The sequence below is a fragment of the Microbulbifer yueqingensis genome (assembly GCF_900100355.1).
GTDB lineage: Bacteria > Pseudomonadota > Gammaproteobacteria > Pseudomonadales > Cellvibrionaceae > Microbulbifer > Microbulbifer yueqingensis.
Window position 1 is genome coordinate 196397 of record NZ_FNFH01000006.1, and the last position, 16642, is coordinate 213038.

At 59.6% G+C, this 16642-nt stretch carries 14 protein-coding genes; 2 read left to right on the forward strand and 12 right to left on the reverse strand.

The features are described from left to right. Positions 1–132 precede the first annotated feature (132 nt). The 6 genes from BLT26_RS14095 to aptA all read right to left on the reverse strand — a co-directional run bounded on the left by BLT26_RS14095 (position 133) and on the right by aptA (position 7733). Positions 133–501, reverse strand: coding sequence for a PH domain-containing protein (locus BLT26_RS14095; RefSeq protein WP_091515811.1), 369 nt, complete (start codon positions 499–501; stop codon positions 133–135). A gap of 95 nt (positions 502–596) precedes the next feature. Then, positions 597–3308 carry an aminopeptidase N gene (gene pepN / locus BLT26_RS14100; protein ID WP_091515813.1) on the reverse strand — a complete coding sequence of 904 codons (2712 nt, stop codon included), beginning with the start codon at positions 3306–3308 and terminating at the stop codon, positions 597–599. Positions 3309–3529: 221 nt separating this feature from the next. After that, positions 3530–4045 (reverse strand): hypothetical protein, encoded by a 516-nt coding sequence (locus tag BLT26_RS14105; RefSeq protein WP_091515816.1) that lies wholly within the window; start codon positions 4043–4045, stop codon positions 3530–3532. Between the two features lie 123 nt (positions 4046–4168). Continuing rightward, positions 4169–4603, reverse strand: a complete 435-nt coding sequence (locus tag BLT26_RS14110; protein WP_091515820.1) for a YkvA family protein — start codon at positions 4601–4603, stop codon at positions 4169–4171. A gap of 190 nt (positions 4604–4793) precedes the next feature. Continuing rightward, entirely contained in the window at positions 4794–6287 is a 1494-nt protein-coding gene (locus BLT26_RS14115; RefSeq protein ID WP_091515824.1) for a CoA-acylating methylmalonate-semialdehyde dehydrogenase, read from the reverse strand. Positions 6288–6395: 108 nt separating this feature from the next. Next, complete coding sequence (gene aptA, locus BLT26_RS14120) at positions 6396–7733, reverse strand: omega-aminotransferase AptA (RefSeq protein WP_091515827.1); 1338 nt, start codon at positions 7731–7733, stop codon at positions 6396–6398. A 227-nt stretch (positions 7734–7960) separates the two neighbouring features. On the opposite strand from aptA, the gene BLT26_RS14125 reads away from it, so the two are divergent. Next, positions 7961–8896, forward strand: a complete 936-nt coding sequence (locus BLT26_RS14125) for a LysR family transcriptional regulator (RefSeq protein WP_091515830.1) — start codon at positions 7961–7963, stop codon at positions 8894–8896. A gap of 103 nt (positions 8897–8999) precedes the next feature. Here the strand turns inward: BLT26_RS14125 and BLT26_RS14130 are convergent, their stop codons facing one another. From BLT26_RS14130 to BLT26_RS14150, 6 genes are all read right to left on the reverse strand, one after another. After that, positions 9000–10073: an alpha/beta hydrolase gene (locus BLT26_RS14130; RefSeq protein WP_175453130.1), complete on the reverse strand. Its 1074-nt coding sequence runs from the start codon at positions 10071–10073 to the stop codon at positions 9000–9002. Between the two features lie 286 nt (positions 10074–10359). After that, entirely contained in the window at positions 10360–10623 is a 264-nt protein-coding gene (locus tag BLT26_RS16365) for a hypothetical protein (protein WP_139169576.1), read from the reverse strand. Positions 10624–11072: 449 nt separating this feature from the next. Then, on the reverse strand, positions 11073–11654 hold the full coding sequence (locus BLT26_RS14135; protein ID WP_091515838.1) for a phosphoribosyltransferase: 582 nt from the start codon (positions 11652–11654) through the stop codon (positions 11073–11075). 11 nt (positions 11655–11665) lie between these two features. After that, positions 11666–13021 carry an NCS2 family permease gene (locus BLT26_RS14140; protein WP_175453131.1) on the reverse strand — a complete coding sequence of 452 codons (1356 nt, stop codon included), beginning with the start codon at positions 13019–13021 and terminating at the stop codon, positions 11666–11668. Positions 13022–13049: 28 nt separating this feature from the next. Then, positions 13050–13835, reverse strand: a complete 786-nt coding sequence (locus BLT26_RS14145) for an outer membrane protein OmpK (protein ID WP_091515841.1) — start codon at positions 13833–13835, stop codon at positions 13050–13052. A gap of 361 nt (positions 13836–14196) precedes the next feature. After that, a complete protein-coding gene (locus BLT26_RS14150) occupies positions 14197–15402 on the reverse strand; it encodes an APC family permease (RefSeq protein WP_175453132.1) in 1206 nt (401 codons plus the stop codon). Positions 15403–15615: 213 nt separating this feature from the next. Here BLT26_RS14150 and BLT26_RS14155 point away from each other — a divergent pair, with 213 nt between their 5' ends. Further along, positions 15616–16305: a glutathione S-transferase gene (locus tag BLT26_RS14155; RefSeq protein ID WP_175453133.1), complete on the forward strand. Its 690-nt coding sequence runs from the start codon at positions 15616–15618 to the stop codon at positions 16303–16305. The last annotated feature ends 337 nt before the right edge of the window (positions 16306–16642 follow it).

A 16642-nucleotide genomic window follows, 5' to 3' on the forward strand; every position in this document is an offset into this window, starting at 1 on the left:
GCTGGCAGACGGGGGCGAAGCGCCGTAAGTCCGGGCAGGAGGGGGCGTAAGGTTATCGAGCCTGGAAGCCGGGCACCAGCCCCCGACAAAAAATGCACTCTCCGGGTGCATTAACCCTGACCGGCCGTCGACTCAGAGCAGGTAGCGGGATATATAGTGTGATATGTCGAGTATGCGGGTGGTGCCGCTGAACTCGAACCGTACCCTGCCCACGGATGAGAAGTAGATTTCCAGCTCGGAATCCAGGTCAAAGGTGCCGGAGGTTTCAACCGAGTAAGCGACAATGTTCTTATAGGGCAAGGAGGTGAAATCTTTCTTGCTGCCAGTGATTCCCTGCACATTCACCGCAATAATTCTCTTGCTGGTGAACACCACGCCATCGCGAATGGATTTGTAGGAGTCCAGGATTTCCTCTCCATCGAGCAGCAGCGGTGCTACTTTCTCTGCATAGGCTGCATTCTGCTTGAGCTTGAAGAACCCCTTGTTATCAAAGTCGATCATGGTTCATTTCCTTTTTGTTTTGCTTCTGCTATCAGTCCTCGATAGGCCGAGAGCTGGTGAGCGCGACGCTCGGCATCGCTCCCATGCTAGCGTGCTCAGGGCTTGATACGCAGGCATCTCCGGCTTCTCTGGCGCTGGTTTTTCAGTGCTTTTTCCAGTGTTGGCATCAATCCGGAATTTTTATCCAGGGCGTTGCGATACTGCTCCACGCCCTCTACGCCGCATACTATTGGGAAGACCATTGCAAAAGCCTTGCTGTATAGCGTATCTGCCTGGGCATTCACGTTGGGCACTGCCGAGAAGACGCGCCCACTGAACCGGTCAAATAAATCCAGCTGCTCTGCCGGGAACAGGGCGGCGGTTGCAGCCTTGACCTGGCTGAGCTTGTACTGGTCCCGGCGCAGGATATTATCCAGCCATTCTTGCTTGGACTCGGCCCGCGGGCGGATGGCTGCGGCGGTGATGGCGCTATTGTGGCCACGGTCGGTGCTGTCCCGTGCCTGCTCTTTTTCCAGTAGCTGCCGGTAATCGCCATACAGGTGGCGATTCAAGAGAATGACGAGTTGCCAGCGTCTGTCCTGGTCGATGGTCAGTCCCTCAATGGTCAGCTGGCTCCCCAGCAGCTGTATGACCCTGTCGAGGGCCTCCCCGGTATGGGCCACCGTGGTAAAGCTGTCGAACCACGTTTTCTGTTCGTCACTGCCGCTCGGTGCGTCGCTCAGTTGCTGCCATATAAAATCTTCGATTACCCCCAGTCGCTCGAGGCGCATGTCCTGTGGTAGGTCGATGCGATACAGGTATTCACTGGCGGACTCGAGGTGACTGGCGATAGCGCGGATAACGTTGATGTCTTGTTCTGCCCCCGCATTTTCACGCGCAAACCTGATCCATTCACTAAGGGACATCCTGCCTGCCAGCACGCTGTCGTACAGGTTTTGCCACAGCATCAGTCGCGTAAAGGCACTTTCGATATCGTTGATGTGCTGCGACAGCTGTTCCACAGTCCTGGAGTCAAGCTGTACTTTCACATATCCCCAGTCCTCCTCGTTGGGATTGAGGATCTGCGGGCAGGGCAGGCCTTTGGCCGCTTCCACTTCGGTCTCGGCTCCACTGTAGGTCACCGGCAGGGTCTCCACCCGGCTCATGGTGTCGCGCTGCATCCGGTATAGGCCCAGCTGTATCCGCTGCTCCCGTAATACCGGGTAATCATCCGGTGCACTCTGGTGAAGGGTGAGTCGCCTGATTTGGTCGTTCTTGCAGCTGAACCTGGCCCTGATCGTGTTTACCCCCGGCTGGTAGAGCCAGTCCCTGGTCCACTGTTCCAGGTTCCTGTCTGCCGCCTCTCCCAGGCTCTGCATAAAGTCCTGCAGCGTGGCATTGCCATAGGCGTAGTCGTGCAGGTAATTTCTCACTCCCTGGCGAAATTCCTCGCGGCCCAGGTAATAGGGCAACTGCTTTAGCACTGAGCCGCCTTTGCCGTAGGTAATGCCGTCGAAGTTGGAGAATGCCTCGGCCGTATTGGCTACCGGAAGTTCAATGGGGTGGGTGGTCATCAGTCCATCGGCGTCGTAAGCCGACTGCTTCGAACGCAGGTAGAAGTTCTCCCATACATCGTCGAAGTCACTGTTCTCCGCCAGCGCCAGGTAAGCCATGTAGGTGGCAAAACTCTCCTTGAGCCAAAGGCCGTTCCACCAGTCCATAGTCACCAGGTCGCCGAACCACATGTGTGCCATCTCATGGGCGATTACATTGGCGAGCCGCTGGCGCTCGGCCTGGGTTTTCTCGCCGCGGGAAACGTAGGCCTCATTGAAGGTAACGGCGGCCACGTTTTCCATCGCACCGATGGTGAAGTCCGGCACGATTACCTGGTCGTACTTCCCGAACGGGTACTCAATAGCGAAGTAATCCTGAAAGAACTCAAAGGACTGCTTCGTGAAAGTAAACCAGTCCTCTGGCTTGACGTTGGCTGCCAGGGTCTGGCGTGCCATCAGGCGGAGCGGGATACCATCGGCATCGTCTTCCCATACCCGGTAAGGGCCGGCATGCAGGGGCAGGATGTAAGAGGAGAACTTCTTTGTCTGCGGGAAATGCCAGTGCCGGTAATCGTCGTCCAGCTCTTCAATGCTGTCCTCGCGGACGGTGGTCACTACCTGCCAGTCGGCTGGCGCCTTCACATCCACCCTGTAGTGCGCTTTCAGGTCGGGCTGGTCAAAGTGTGGGAAAAAGCGGTTCGCCTTGTAGGGTTCGAAGTGGGTGTAAAGGTAAACGCTGCCGTCTTCAGGGTCCTGGAATCGATGCAGGCCGGAACCGTCGGTGGAGTATGGATGGCGATAAAAAATGGTAATGCGGTTGTCGCCTTTCGCCAGGTGGTCGGGCGCGATGCTGATGAAATAGCCGTTGTACTCAAACGGCACCTCATCCTCGCCCACCTTGACCTGCTCTACGGTGCCTCCGGAAAAATCGATGGTGAGCGGCTGCTGGAGATCGCCGGTCAGCCTGGTGTCTGCGACCACGGTGCCGCTGAAGGACTCACTCTCGGCGTCCAGGATGACTGAGATCTTATAGTCCACATTGGCAATTTGCTGCCTGCGCCACTTGGCATAGTCGGCAGTCAATTCCGGGTTATCTGCCCGGGTAACGGCGTCTTGATCGGCCGCCTTCCGCGATGATGAAGCAGCGGCCACCCGGTTTGACTCAGGCAGGCTGTTTCCCTCGATGGAAGCGTTTCCACTTTCGCTGTCATTATTGCAAGCGGTGAGCAGGACAGCGCACAGAAGGGTGGCGGCGAAGGGGGGCACTTTATACATGGAGACTCCAGTGTTGTAGCGGCGCCGTTAGTGCTGGAGGCGCGAGTCTTTTGTTCTGGTGATCTTATATCACGGCGTGTGCGCGGCTTCGAGACACGCTAACAGGAAGTGGACCTTGGCGTGCCTCGGCGCGGTGTTTCGGGCGCAATAAAAAGGCCCCGGAGGGCCTCTGTGATCTTGTCGGACGGTGTGCGCAGCTGGCCCCACGTGTAGGCAGCCGGTCAGTTACAGATACTGGCAAAAGCTGTGCTGGATGTGCTTTTCAGGGAGGGGAACATGTGGTGATCCGTCATGTAATCGTTCAGCAGCTTTCTGGCGGTCCAGAACCTGGATCGCTCCATATCTGACATGCCCCGGTTGAAAAGGTAACGTCCTTCTGCGGGTGCCAGTGCGCGCCGCTCGGCAATGTAATAGGCATTATCCGCCATCGCGTTATCGACTTTGTCCTCGAGTTGCCCCTCGGCATCGACCTTCAGCTGGAAGCTGGGCAGCAGCTTGGCTACATTCCCATCCAGGTTGAGAAGTGCAGGATCAAGTGTGCTGAGCTCTCGGGCGACGTAGGCGCTGAGTTTGTTGCGCCTTACCTGGTATTTCACGAATGGCCTTACTGTCAGGAAAGACTCCTTGTCGTCCTCGGCCAGTGCCAGGGCAGATTCCATCATGACCACACTCTGGGTGTTCAGGTATTTTTCGTACTCCAGCAGCTCGCATGAAGCATGCAGAAAATTGCTGAACAAAAGCGCACTGCTGAAGCAGAAATACCTACCTATAAGTGCAAGCATGGTTCCCCTCCTTTGTTGTTATTCTTTCCTTTCTTTGTTTATACCACGAAAGCACGGCGGCAGCGATTTACCCAGTGGTTAGCGAATCGAGGCCTTGATCTTCTGCCAGAGACCCGAGCCGACCATTTCATCGGCGGCCTCCAGTATTTCCCGAATGGTCGCAAGCAACTCAACTTCACCGGCCCAGTGCCTTTCTGCCAGTTCGGGGTTTTCATTGACGATATCGTTAAGTACGTAGGCGGAGAGGGCCAGGTCATCTATGTAACCCACCGGGCCGAGCACTGCTTCCGGGATAAAATCGATGGGCGAGACAAAGTAGGCGATGGCACCCGCAAGTTTGGCTTTTGACCTGGTGGGAACATCGGGGTCCAGCGCCAGCTTGCAGAGCAGGTGGAAGAAGTCGGGGACCAGGAGGATATATTCTACCCAGGGGCTTTCCTTGGCCTTATCCGATTCTGCCCAGTCCTTTACCTTCCGGCGCATTTCCACGTAGAAATCGCTATTCCTGGACATGCCGCATCTCTCCGGGGTGTTCAGCCACCGCTGTCAAATTGCACATGGGCTTGTTATATCACGGTGCTCGCCACCTTGTGAAATCCACGAATGCTGCTATTTGCGGCAAATCCGCCTGGGAAAATGCTGCTGCGCAGCTGGGAATGGCCGCGCCGGTCACGGGGCACCGGGCGGCCGGGATGCGGGAAAATCAGTTGCTGGGGAACGAGAACTGCGCGCCCTCGCGCACACCGCTCGACGGCCAGCGCTGGGTGATGGTCTTGCGATTGGTGTAGAAGCGCACACCGTCCGGGCCATAGGTGCCCAGGCAGCCGAACAGAGACCGCTTCCAGCCGCCGAAGCTGTGGTAGGCCACGGGCACCGGCAAGGGGGTGTTGATGCCTACCATGCCCACCAGGATATTATCGCTGAAGTAGCGCGCGGCCTCGCCGTCGCGGGTGAAGATGCAGGTGCCGTTGCCGTACTCGTGGTCGTTGATCATCTGCATGGCCTCGTCCATGCTCTCGGCCCGCACCACCAGCAATACCGGCCCGAAGATTTCCTCCTCGTAACAGGTCATGCCCGGCCTGACGTTATCGATCAGGGTCCCGCCCACGAAGAAGCCGTTGTCATAGCCCTCCACCTTCGGGTTTCGTCCATCCACCACGATGGTTGCACCCTGCTCCGCGGCGCTGGCGATATAGCCGTTGACCTTGTTCATGTGCGCCTCGGTGATTACCGGGCCGAAGTCGTTGCTGCTGTCGGTGTAGGCGCCCACTTTCAGGTTCTGCATGGACTCCGTCATCTTGCCGACCAGCGCATCCGCGGCTTCGTCACCCACACATACCGCAACCGAGAGCGCCATGCAGCGCTCGCCGGAGGAGCCGAAGGCGGCGCCGGTGAGGGCGGCCACCGCGTTGTCCATGTCGGCGTCGGGCATGATGATGGCGTGGTTCTTGGCCCCGCCCAATGCCTGGCAACGCTTGCCGTGGGCGCTGGCGGTGGTGTAGACGTACTCGGCGATCGGGGTGGAGCCCACAAAGCTCACGGCCTGTACACGCGGGTCGGTCAGCAGCGTATCCACGGCGACCTTGTCCCCCTGCACCACGTTGAGCACGCCGTCCGGCAGGCCGGCCTCCTGCATCAGCTGGGCCAGGAACAGGGAGACGGAGGGATCGCGCTCGGAGGGTTTCAGCACGAAGGTATTGCCGCAGACGATGGCCAGCGGGAACATCCACAGGGGTACCATGGCCGGGAAATTGAACGGGGTGATGCCGGCCACCACGCCCAGCGGCTGCATCTCGCTCCAGGAGTCGATGTCCGGGCCCACGTTGCGGCTGTGCTCGCCCTTCAGGAGGTTGGCGCCGCCGCAGGCGTACTCAACATTCTCGATGCCGCGGATCAGCTCGCCCATGGCATCGTGGGAGATCTTGCCGTGTTCCTCGCCGATCATCGCGCAGATCTTGTCCGCATTCTCCTCCAGCAGGTGCTTGAAGCGGAAGATGATGCGCGCCCGCTTGGCCGGCGGTGTGCGTCTCCAGGCCGGGAAGGCCGCCTGGGCCACGGCAATGGCTTCCTCGACGGTCTCTTTCGCGGCGATGGCCACCTGCCGGGCAACCTCGCCGGTTGCGGGATTGAATACGTCCTGGGTGCGCTCGGCGGCCTCGCTCACCTTGCCATTGATGTAATGACCCACAATGTTCATGTGTCTTCCTCTTTTATTTGTAACTGCTCTAATTTTTATCGTCACCAGCGGGCCGACCCGGCTGGGGTTGCTGGTTCCAAGGCCGGGTCCGGGATGACGGGGTGCTTCTTATCCGTTTGCCACTTCGCTGATGGTATCCCCCAGGGCGCTCACCAGTGTATCAATCTCCTCGGGCTGGGCGACAAAAGGCGTGCCCAGCTGCACGGTGTCGCCACCATAGCGCACGTAGAAACCTTTCTCCCACATTTTCATGGCGATCTGGAAGGGGCGCTTCAGGGGCTCGCCGGGCGCCGCCTCGATGGTCAGGCCGGCGGCCACGCCGCAGTTGCGGATATCCGTCACCAGCGGCAGGCCCCGCAGCTGGTGTACCCGCTCCTCGATCACGGTGGCCAGCTCGCGCGCGCGGGTGAAGAGGTTCTCCCGTTCCAGGATATCCAGCGATGCCAGCGCCGCGGCACAGGCCACCGGGTGGGCGGAATAGGTGTAGCCGTGGGGGAGCTCCAGCGCGTACTCGGGCCCGCCGTTCTCCATGAAGGTGTCATGGATCTCCTGCCTGGTCACAACCGCCCCCATCGGCACGGCGCCGTTGGTCAGCTGCTTGGCGGTATTGATGATGTCGGGGACCACGCCGAAGGCCTCGGCACCGGTGGCCGCACCCATGCGGCCGAACGCGGTGATGACCTCGTCGAAGATCAGCAGTATGTCGTGCTGGTCGCAGATCTCCCGCAGGCGCTGCAGGTAGCCCCTGGGCGGCGGCAGCACGCCGGCGGAGCCCGCCATGGGCTCGACGATTACCGCCGCAACATTCGAGGCATCGTGCAGCGCCACCAGGTCCAGCAGCTCATCCGCCAGGTGGGCACCCTCCTCGGGCATGCCCTTGCTGAAACGGTTTTCGGGCAGCACCGTGTGGGCCAGGTGGTCGGCGTCGACCGCATTGCCGTACAGCGCACGGTTGGCACCGATGCCCCCCACGCTGATGCCGCCGAAATTCACCCCGTGGTAGCCCTTGATACGGCCGATCAGCTTGGTCTTGGTGGGCATGCCCTTCTTGCGCCAGTAGGCGCGGGCGATCTTGAGTGAGGTCTCGGCAGATTCGGAGCCGGAGCCGGTGAAGAACACGCGATTGAGCCCCGCAGGCATGAATTGGGTAATGCGCTCGGCCAGCTCGAACGACCCGGGGTGGCCGAACTGGAAGGCGGGGGAGTAGTCGAGGGTAGCCAGCTGGTTGCTGACCGCCTCGGCGATTTCCCGGCGACCGTGGCCCGCCCCACAGGTCCAGAGTCCGGACAGGCCGTCAAAGATGCGCCGGCCGTCGGCGCTGGTGTAGTAGCAGCCCTCGGCGCCGGTGATGATGCGCGGGTCCTGCTTGAACTGGCGGTTACCCGTGTAGGGCATCCAGTGGGCGTCCAGCTGCGCCTGGGTCAGGCCGGCGTATTTGTCGTTCATTCTTGTGCTCCCGGTTCTGCGCGGATTGTCCTTGAGATAACAGGGACTTTAGGCGATGGCCAAAGTTGCATAAACTGCAATTTATCGATCTTTAGTTTCATTTCCGTGCAACTAAGCGTGCGGATCCGTAGGAGCCTGCTTGCAGGCGATAAGTGTGCCGGGCGCCGGGGCTGTTCGCCTGCAAGGCAGGCTCCTACAGGGCATACCGGCATTTGGCGAGGACAACGATGGCGCGTACACAGGCGGCCCTGCTAGGCCAGCTTTCCGATATCGACCTGCGGCTGTTGCGGGTATTCCGTGCCGTGGCCGAGGCCGGGGGCTTCTCCGCCGCCGAGCTGGAGCTGAACGTGGGCCGCTCCACCATCAGCCGGCACATCAAGGACCTTGAGGTGCGTCTCGGCGTCACCCTGTGCCGGCGCGGCCGCGCGGGCTTTGCGCTCACCGACGAGGGCCGCCAGATCTACCAGGCCACCCTGCGGCTGCTGGCCTCGCTGGATGCCTTCCGGGGCGAGGTGGCAGACGTGCACAGGCGTATGACCGGGCACATTTCCATTGCGCTCTTCGACAAGATGGCCACCAACCCGGCCGCCCGCATCGGTGAGGCCCTGCGACGCTTCGATGACCTGGCCCCGGAGGTGACCCTGGATATCCACATCGAGCCCATCAACGAGGTCGAGCGGGGCGTGATGGAGGGGCGTTTCCAGCTGGGGGTAATTCCGGCCCACCGGGCCTCACCGAGCCTCGAATACCAGCACCTGTTCGGGGAACAGATGTACCTCTACTGTGGCTACCGTCACCCGCTGTTCGACACCGCCGATATCTCCATCGACGACGACACCATTCGCAACTGCAAATATGCAGGGCTGGGCTACCACTCACCGAACATGGAAGTGGGTAACCGGTTGGGGCTAGAGCGCGATATTACGGTCAATGACCAGGAGGCTATCGTTCACTGCCTGCAGTCGGGGCGTTATATCGGTTACCTGCCGGATCACTACGCGGATGGATTCGTGAAAAAAGGGGAAATCAGGGCGGTGTGTCCGAAGAAATATCAGTATCAGTGCGACTTTGTGGCGATAAGACGGGTGTCGCCCGGGCCATCACGGATCGTCACGGCGATGTGGGACAGCCTTGCTGCCAGCCATGGTGAAAAGGACAATTAATAGAGGCGCAACTGAACGTCATAACCGGGGGAGCAGCCGGGAGAGGATCGGGGAATGATAATACCCCCGGCTGTACCAAACCTGTCATGTCTCTGGCTGCTGGTTAACGCTCTCTTGGGGCAACAGCACCGCACGAATCGATACCGGCTTCGACCTTGCATAGAGCCGCCAGGTAGCGCCTACTGGCTTCCGGATAATTATTTTCATCCAGGTAGTCCACGATTTCGATAAATTTGGAGGGTGCTATCGCGAGATCCCGAAGGGCGTATGTGAACATAGGGGTGAGTTTTGCGTGTCGTTCCTTCGAGCTGGATACTGAATACAGTGCGGTTACCTGCTGAAGCATTTCAACATTCGGCAGCGCGGTAAAACCATAGCGAGCCGAGAGGGTCTCAAAGTGCTGGCGGAGTCCTTCAGCACCAGCCATCTTCACCTTTCTTGAAGGCGCCCAGTCGGGGAATGTGGCATGCAGGGCAAACTTCAATGACGTGTGTTTGGTGCTACGATGTGTTTCTTCCGGGAAGTGCTGCGCCTGGTAGCGGCCGGGCATTGCCGGTTCCAGTACCGCATCGATCTTTTTATAAGGCCCGAGCATGTGCTCTCCCTCGCTCGCCATGGTGAGTACCAGGGGCTTCCTTCGCGCGAGCTGTTCCGCTTTGCGGCTTTCCACTCCGGAGAGGATGGCGCCATCCTCGAGCGAGGGGCTGAACGCAAAGTACCGGTTTACCGGCAGGCTACCGGTCAGCCACTGATGCATCACATAGCGACCGGAATGCGAGTGCCCGGAGAGAATCCTGTAGTTGGCAGCGGGATACTGATTTTCAATCAGGGTGAATAGTTCCTCCACTAGAAACTTTGCGAAGGCACTATCGCCGCTGCTTTCAATACCCAGTTCCGGACCATCGCTGGCAATGCCCACAATCATCAGCTCCGGGACTGTTTTGGCAACCAGGTCCAGGGTGGCAACAGCGGGAAGCATGTCCCACTGCCCATGCAACAGGTACAGTACCGGATATTTGCGGCCAGGATAGCCGGTACTCTCCGGCACGTGGATATATATTTCCTTGTCGGCTGCAAGGATTTCAGAATGCACAACACGTGATTCGGCGTAGGAGAGGTCTGCAGCACTGCAGAAAGTGGCGCAAGCAAATGCGAGGAGCGCGATGGTGATTTTCATTTTTATGCTCATCTTTATCCTCAGCCAGCATGCAGCAAAGCACTCAGTTAACAACATGCTCTATTTGTGGCTGCGACGAGAGTTGCAATAGAGGCCGGCGAATGCTGCCTGCTCGGAACATCAGCCAATCCAGCGAAAATACTATCCCCACCGGCATTGCAGTATCCGGATTATGCTACACAACATTAGCCGTGGTATGGCACGTGGGTGATGCGCAAAATCTGGTAGGGCGCCGGGAGGCTGGTGCCGTCTTGCCAGCTAATCGATCCTGCCGTATGCGGCTGGGTTAGCCAGAACCACCACTGTCCTTGCCACTCCTGCTTCCCCCATCACCAACATTTAGATATCCACTGGAATCGGCGATGACATAGGTTCTCCTTCCACCGCCTGGGTTCCTGCCAAATTGTACAGTCAGCCATGCCAGGCCCGATATCAGGAAGAAGACAAAAATAACCGGTGCGACGCCGGCTCGCAGTGCGCTATCAGATGAGACATCCATCAGGTGCCATGATCCGGCAAGCCCGACAAGGTTGACCAGAAGAGCCTTCATCGCTAAGTCCTTTTTTCGGTTTCTTGCCGTGAGAGACAGCCGCGGGGTCCCGGTGCGGCCGGCAGGATCTACATGATCCGTCTGGCCTGCTTTATATCATCCTGCTATGTCCTGTTCGATGGAATGTATTCTTCTGTAATTGCGGTTTGTACACCGGTGCAAAATGCTGGTGCAAAACCGTTTTTTTGTACCAGTGAACCTTGCCTGTAACTGCAAGGGTAATCGCGATCTTGGCTTTGCAAATAGGGCGGCTGGTTCGGGGTACTAGAGCTGAAGAATATGGCGGGAGGAAACGACGGCGATCGAAACAGCCTGGTTAGCCAGTGGGAGGCAGTAAATAAAGCGGGAGGAAAGCGCGGGTCGCGCAGGAAAAGAAATAGGCTGGTTAACTATCGGTATCGAGAAAGCACACAGGGGGCGCTGTGGGCGCACCCCTGGGTGCCGGGCAATCACGCCGGCTCGGCGATGGGATCCACTGTGTTGATCCGGTCAATATAGGGTGCCAGCTCCGGCTTGTGCTCGAGGATTTCCTCGCGGGTCAGGCCGTCGATCTCGTGGGGGAATACCAGCCACTGGGCCGTCTTGTGCAGGTAATAATCCGGCTCGCGCTCCGTCTTATTGTTGGCCGGCTTGTAGTAGGGCGTGGCCACGCGGATTGACGGGGTGTTTTTCTTGCAGGCCCTGTGCAGGTCCTTGATGGTCTGGTCGATGCTCAGGCCGGAGTCATGCACGTCGTCCACGATTAGCAGGTTGTCGTGGGACTCGAGGCGCTTGATCAGGTAGGTCAGGCCGTGCACGCGCACATGCTTGTCCCGCTGGCCGATGCCGGTGTAAGACGAGGTACGGATAGCAATGTGGTCCGCATCCACTCCCATCACATGCAGCAGCTCCTGTACCGCGATACCCACCGGCGCGCCGCCGCGCCAGACGCCGACGATGTAGTTGGGGCGAAAGCCGCTCTGGAAGATCTGTTCCGCCAGTGCGTAGGAATCTGCCAGCAGTTGCTGGGCGCTGATAAAGTGCTTCTTCATGATTCTACACCTCAGAAAAACATGAATTTGGCGATGAACAGGGCTGCCAGCGCGTAGACGCTGATGCTGACATCCTTGGAGCGGCCGCTCAGGGTCTTGATGACCGCGTAGGCAATGAAGCCCAGCGCGATACCGTTGGCGATGGAAAACGACAGCGGCATCATCACCGCGGCAATTACCGCCGGCGCCGCCTCGGTAATGTCATCCCAGTCGATGGACGACAGGCCGGAGGTCATCAGCACCGCCACGTACATCAGGGCGCCCGCCGTGGCGTACGCCGGAACCATGCCCACCAGCGGCGAGAAGAACAGGGCCAGCAGGAACAGGCCGGCACACACCACGGCGGTCAGGCCGGTGCGGCCGCCGGCGGCCACGCCCGCGGTGCTCTCAACGTAGGTGGTGGTGGTGGAGGAGCCCAGTAGCGAGCCCACCGCCGAGGCGGAACTGTCGGCCATCAGCGCCTTGCCCATGCCCGGCAGCTGCTTGTTCTCGTCGAGCAGCTTGGCGCGGTCGGCGGTGCTGAGCAGGGTGCCGGCGGTGTCGAACAGGTCCACGAACAGGAAGGCGAAGATCACGCTGATCATGCCCACCTCAAACGCGCCGGCAATATCCAGCTGCATGAAGGTGGCGGCCATGCTCGGCGGTGCGGAAACGAGGCCGCCGAACTCTACCTTGCCCATCACCAGCGCGATCAGGGTGACGGCCAGAATGCCGATCATCACCGCGCCCAGCATGCGCCGGTAGGCCAGCGCCGCGATCAGGAAGAAGCTGGTAGCGGCGAGGATGGCATCGCTGGAGCGCAGGTCACCCAGGGTCACCAGGGTGGCCGGGCTCGCCGTGACGATACCGGCGCTCTTCAGCGCGATGATGGCCAGGAACAGGCCCACGCCCGCGGCCAGCGCCTGGCGCAACGACATGGGAATACTGTCGATAATCCACTGTCGCACCCGGAAGATACTGAGCAGCAGGAAAATCACACCGGAGATAAACACCGCACCCAGCGCCACCTGCCAGCTGTAACCCATCTCGCCCACAACCACGAAACTGAAGAAGGCATTCAGTCCCATGCCCGGTGCCAGGGCAAACGGGTAATTGGCGTAGAGCCCCATGATCAGGCAGCCCACGGCCGCTGCCAGGCAGGTAGCGGTGAACACCGCACCCTTGTCCATGCCCGCCGCGGCCATGATATTGGGGTTCACGAAGATGATGTAGGCCATGGTCAGGAAGGTGGTCACGCCGGCGATTACTTCCTGGCGCACATTGGTCTGGCGCTCGGACAGCTTGAACAGCCTCTCCAGCAGGGAGGTGCCCTGTACTGTCTGGGGAGCTGCAGAACCGGCGGTCGCGGAGGTACGGATATCAGTCATGTCGGTGCCCGGTGTCGGAGTTCAGGAATCAGAAGTGATACTTGAGCAGCAGGTTCACGTTGCGCTCATTGGAGTCGATGCCGAAAGTACCGTCCTTGATACCGAATTTATCGTTCCAGTGTACGTACTCGATGCCCGCGTACAGGGCTTTGGGCTGGCCCCACTGGGCGCCCACATCCCACTTGAGCTGGGAGGTGAAGTTCAGGCTGGGGTGCGCGTCCACTGCAGCGCTGGTCCAGTCTATAAAGCCGTCGTACAGGAAGTCTGCACCGCCCAGGGAGAACGGCAGGCCCCACACCAGGGTCAGCTGCTCGTTATCGGCCTTGTCGTCGTTTTCGCGATGGTACACGTTGGCCTGCACGTAGGAGAAGCCGGGAACTTCCAGGTCGAAACCGACACCCGCGAGCTTGTTCACGAAGTGCGGGCCGGTGGCGGTGAGGCGGTCAGGATCGTCGAAGTTGCCGATCTCCAGTGTGCCGGCCGCCAGCACGTCTTTTACCGGGCCAAAGGAGAGTTCGCGGCCAGCCAGGTTGCCCAGGCTCAGGCGCGGGGAGATCTCGGTATAGAGCTCGTCAGAGCCCGCGTCGGATGCCAGGTAGTCGGCAAACATGAACACATCGCCCCAGCTGTGGCCGCTCACGTGCTCGAAGGTAACCACGTTGCGCGTGGAGTCATCGGTACCCAGGCCGTAGTTGACCTTGTAGTCGCTGCCGTAGAGCAGGCTCAGGCTGTTGTCGTTCCAGATCATCTCGGCGCGGGCCGCTACGGAAAGCAGGCCGGCGGCCACAAGTAGCGCGGACTTGGGCAGGTTCATGGTGTTCCTCTTGTACTGCAATACGCGGGCAGAACCGCCCCGCGCTGGCAAAAGACCGGCACAGCCGGTTTCTGGTTAAAAAATGAGCGCGGAATTTACCGGATTTATGACCTGATTTCCAATTTTTTTCAGTTTTATGAGCGAGGCTGAAAAAGCAGCAGGTGAGCAAATGTGTTCTCTGTCTTTCATTTTGTAGAAATTATTTTCGGTCTCCACCGCCGGTGGTTTCGTTCCCGTGGGAAGAATATCCAATCCGGGCCTGGCTTCGTCCTGAATCGCGGTATTAAACATAAGGGAAATGGAGGGGTGGGGCGGTCCTGCTGACTAGATTGGAGGGAGCCGGGGAGTCCCGGCCCTGGCTTCAGGCCGTGAACTGAAAGCCAATCAGCGAGATACACAGCAGGAACCCGACCACGGGCACCCAGAATGGATAGCGGGTCACATCCTCCACCGCTGGGGGCGTGTGGATTTTCACGGTGACCAGGGCCAGGTTCACCAGGCAGAAGACCACCAGCATGATCAAGCTGGTGATCTTCGCCAAGAGCGTCAACGGCAGCCACAGCGCGATAGCGAGGATTATCCCCGCCACCAGCAGTGTCGCCGCTACCGGTGTGCGGGTTTTCGGGTGAACCCGGCGGAAAACCCCCGGCGCCATGCCCTTCTTGGCCATTCCGTACAGCAGCCGCGAAGCCATGATGATCTGCACCAGTGCCCCGTTCACCACGGCAAACATACTGATGACCCCGATGAATACCGGTGAATAGCCGGCATTGCCCACCATGCTTGCAAGGGGCGCGCGGCTCTGCGCGAGTTCTGGCAGCGGCAGTGTGCGGACCGCCAGGGCGGCAACCGCCATGTAGAGCACCGTCGATACGGTGATGGCAATAAGGATTGCCCGCGGCAGGGTCTTGCGCGGGTTCCTGACCTCCTCGGCCAGGTTGACCATGTCCTCGAAACCGATAAACGCGTAGAAGGCCAGGAAACTGCCCACCAGCACCCCCGACCACTCGGCTGCGTGGGGGAAGCTTACGATCTCCCCCCACTCATGGGCAGGAGCGGCATGTTGGCTCGCGTAAATGACAAATAACAGCCCGGCGGCCTCAATCAGGGTAACCACCGTCACCGTCAGTGCAGACTGCTCGATACCCCACAGGGCAACGATGGTCAGCGCCGCCATAAGCACAATAATGGCGAGAGAGTGCGGCACCTCGATAAAAAGGTCCAGGTAGCCGACGAAGCCGTTGGCGATAGTGGCGGCCGAGACGATACCGGTAGCGGCCACCAGCACGGCGACCAGTTGCGCTGGAAGGCGCCGCTTCCACGCCTGGTGGATGTAGGCCGCCGAACCGGCGCTGTGGGGGAAGCGCGATGCCAGCTCCGCATAGGAAAGCGCGGTGAAGGCGGCGATAATTCCCGCCAGCAGAAAGGCGTGGGGAAGGTAAAGCCCGGCGCTCGCACCCACCTTGCCCACCAGCACATAGATGCCGGCGCCGATAATCGTGCCAATACCATAGAAGCTGGTGGCCGGCAGGGAGAGTGAACGCTTCAGCGTGTTGGATGGAGGCATACTTATAGCCGGTTTGACCGGGGGCGGAGTGTGGATGAAGCGTAGACACAACTCTTCATAGTCAGCCCCGGCCCGGCAGAAGAGGACCGCCGCGACAATATATCCCCTGCCGCCAATTCGGGCCCCGGTGGGACTATGGTAGTGGGGCAGGGCCCCGCGCCACCGGGCAGCGGTGACCATAGGATTCATTCACCGGCAGACCTGGGGAACGCCATGGCGGACTACAAGCTCTACTACTGGGACCTCCCCTTCCGTGGCAACTTCATCCAGTTGCTGCTGGAAGATGTCAGCGCCAGTTACGAGCGACACGGTGCCGGAGAAATCTACCCGGATAAAAGCCTGCAGATCAGGAACCCGGGGATGGCGCCGCCCTATCTGTACGAATGCAAGAGCAAAACCTATTTTGCGCAGATGCCCGCGTGCCTGATGCACCTGGGGAGGGAGTACGACTACCTGCCGAAACGGGCCGAGGGCCATACGCTGGCACTGAAGACCATCCTCGACTGCAACGATGTGCTAATGGAGATCACCAACTGTAACGGCATGCAGATGTGGGAAAAAAAGAGCTGGGATGAATTCCGCTACAACCGTCTGGCAGACTGGATGCGGCTATACGAGAACACCGGCCTGGAGCACGGCTTCAAGACCGAGGGCGGCTTCCTGCTGGGCTCCACCATCTCGGTGGCCGATATCGCCACTGCGGCCCTGTTCGGCACCATGATCTGGTCGTTCCCGCAGTTGGGGGTGGACCTGCAGGATAACGCGCCGAACGTCGCCCAGCTCTGCCAGCGCATCGAGACTCGCCCGAATATCCGGCGCTTCCTGCAAGAGCAGCGGGAAGAGAACGGCAAGGGATATTGCGGCGGGCAGATCGAGGAGTCGCTGCGCAAGGTGATCGGCTAGCAGCCCGGCTGGAAAAAAAGGGGCGGCTCTGGGCCACCCCTTTCCCACTATCTGCATCGTGAATGCGAATTCTGGTTGCGCTTTGAGCGTCAGGTAATTTTTTACCGGTTACGCTTTAATCCCCAAGCGCCCGAGTGCGCGCAGCGCCAGTGGCGATTAGCTCATCCGCCACAGGTATAGCGCTGGCAGCTAATAGAGCCTGGAAATACGGCTGTGGACGGCAACTAGGATTCTTGCGTGCAGGCGGATACTATTAGGACGTTTCTATCTGAAAAAATGGAATTGGCGTATTCTCTTTACGTTCCCCGCGCCATTCCAACAAGAATAAATTACCGGA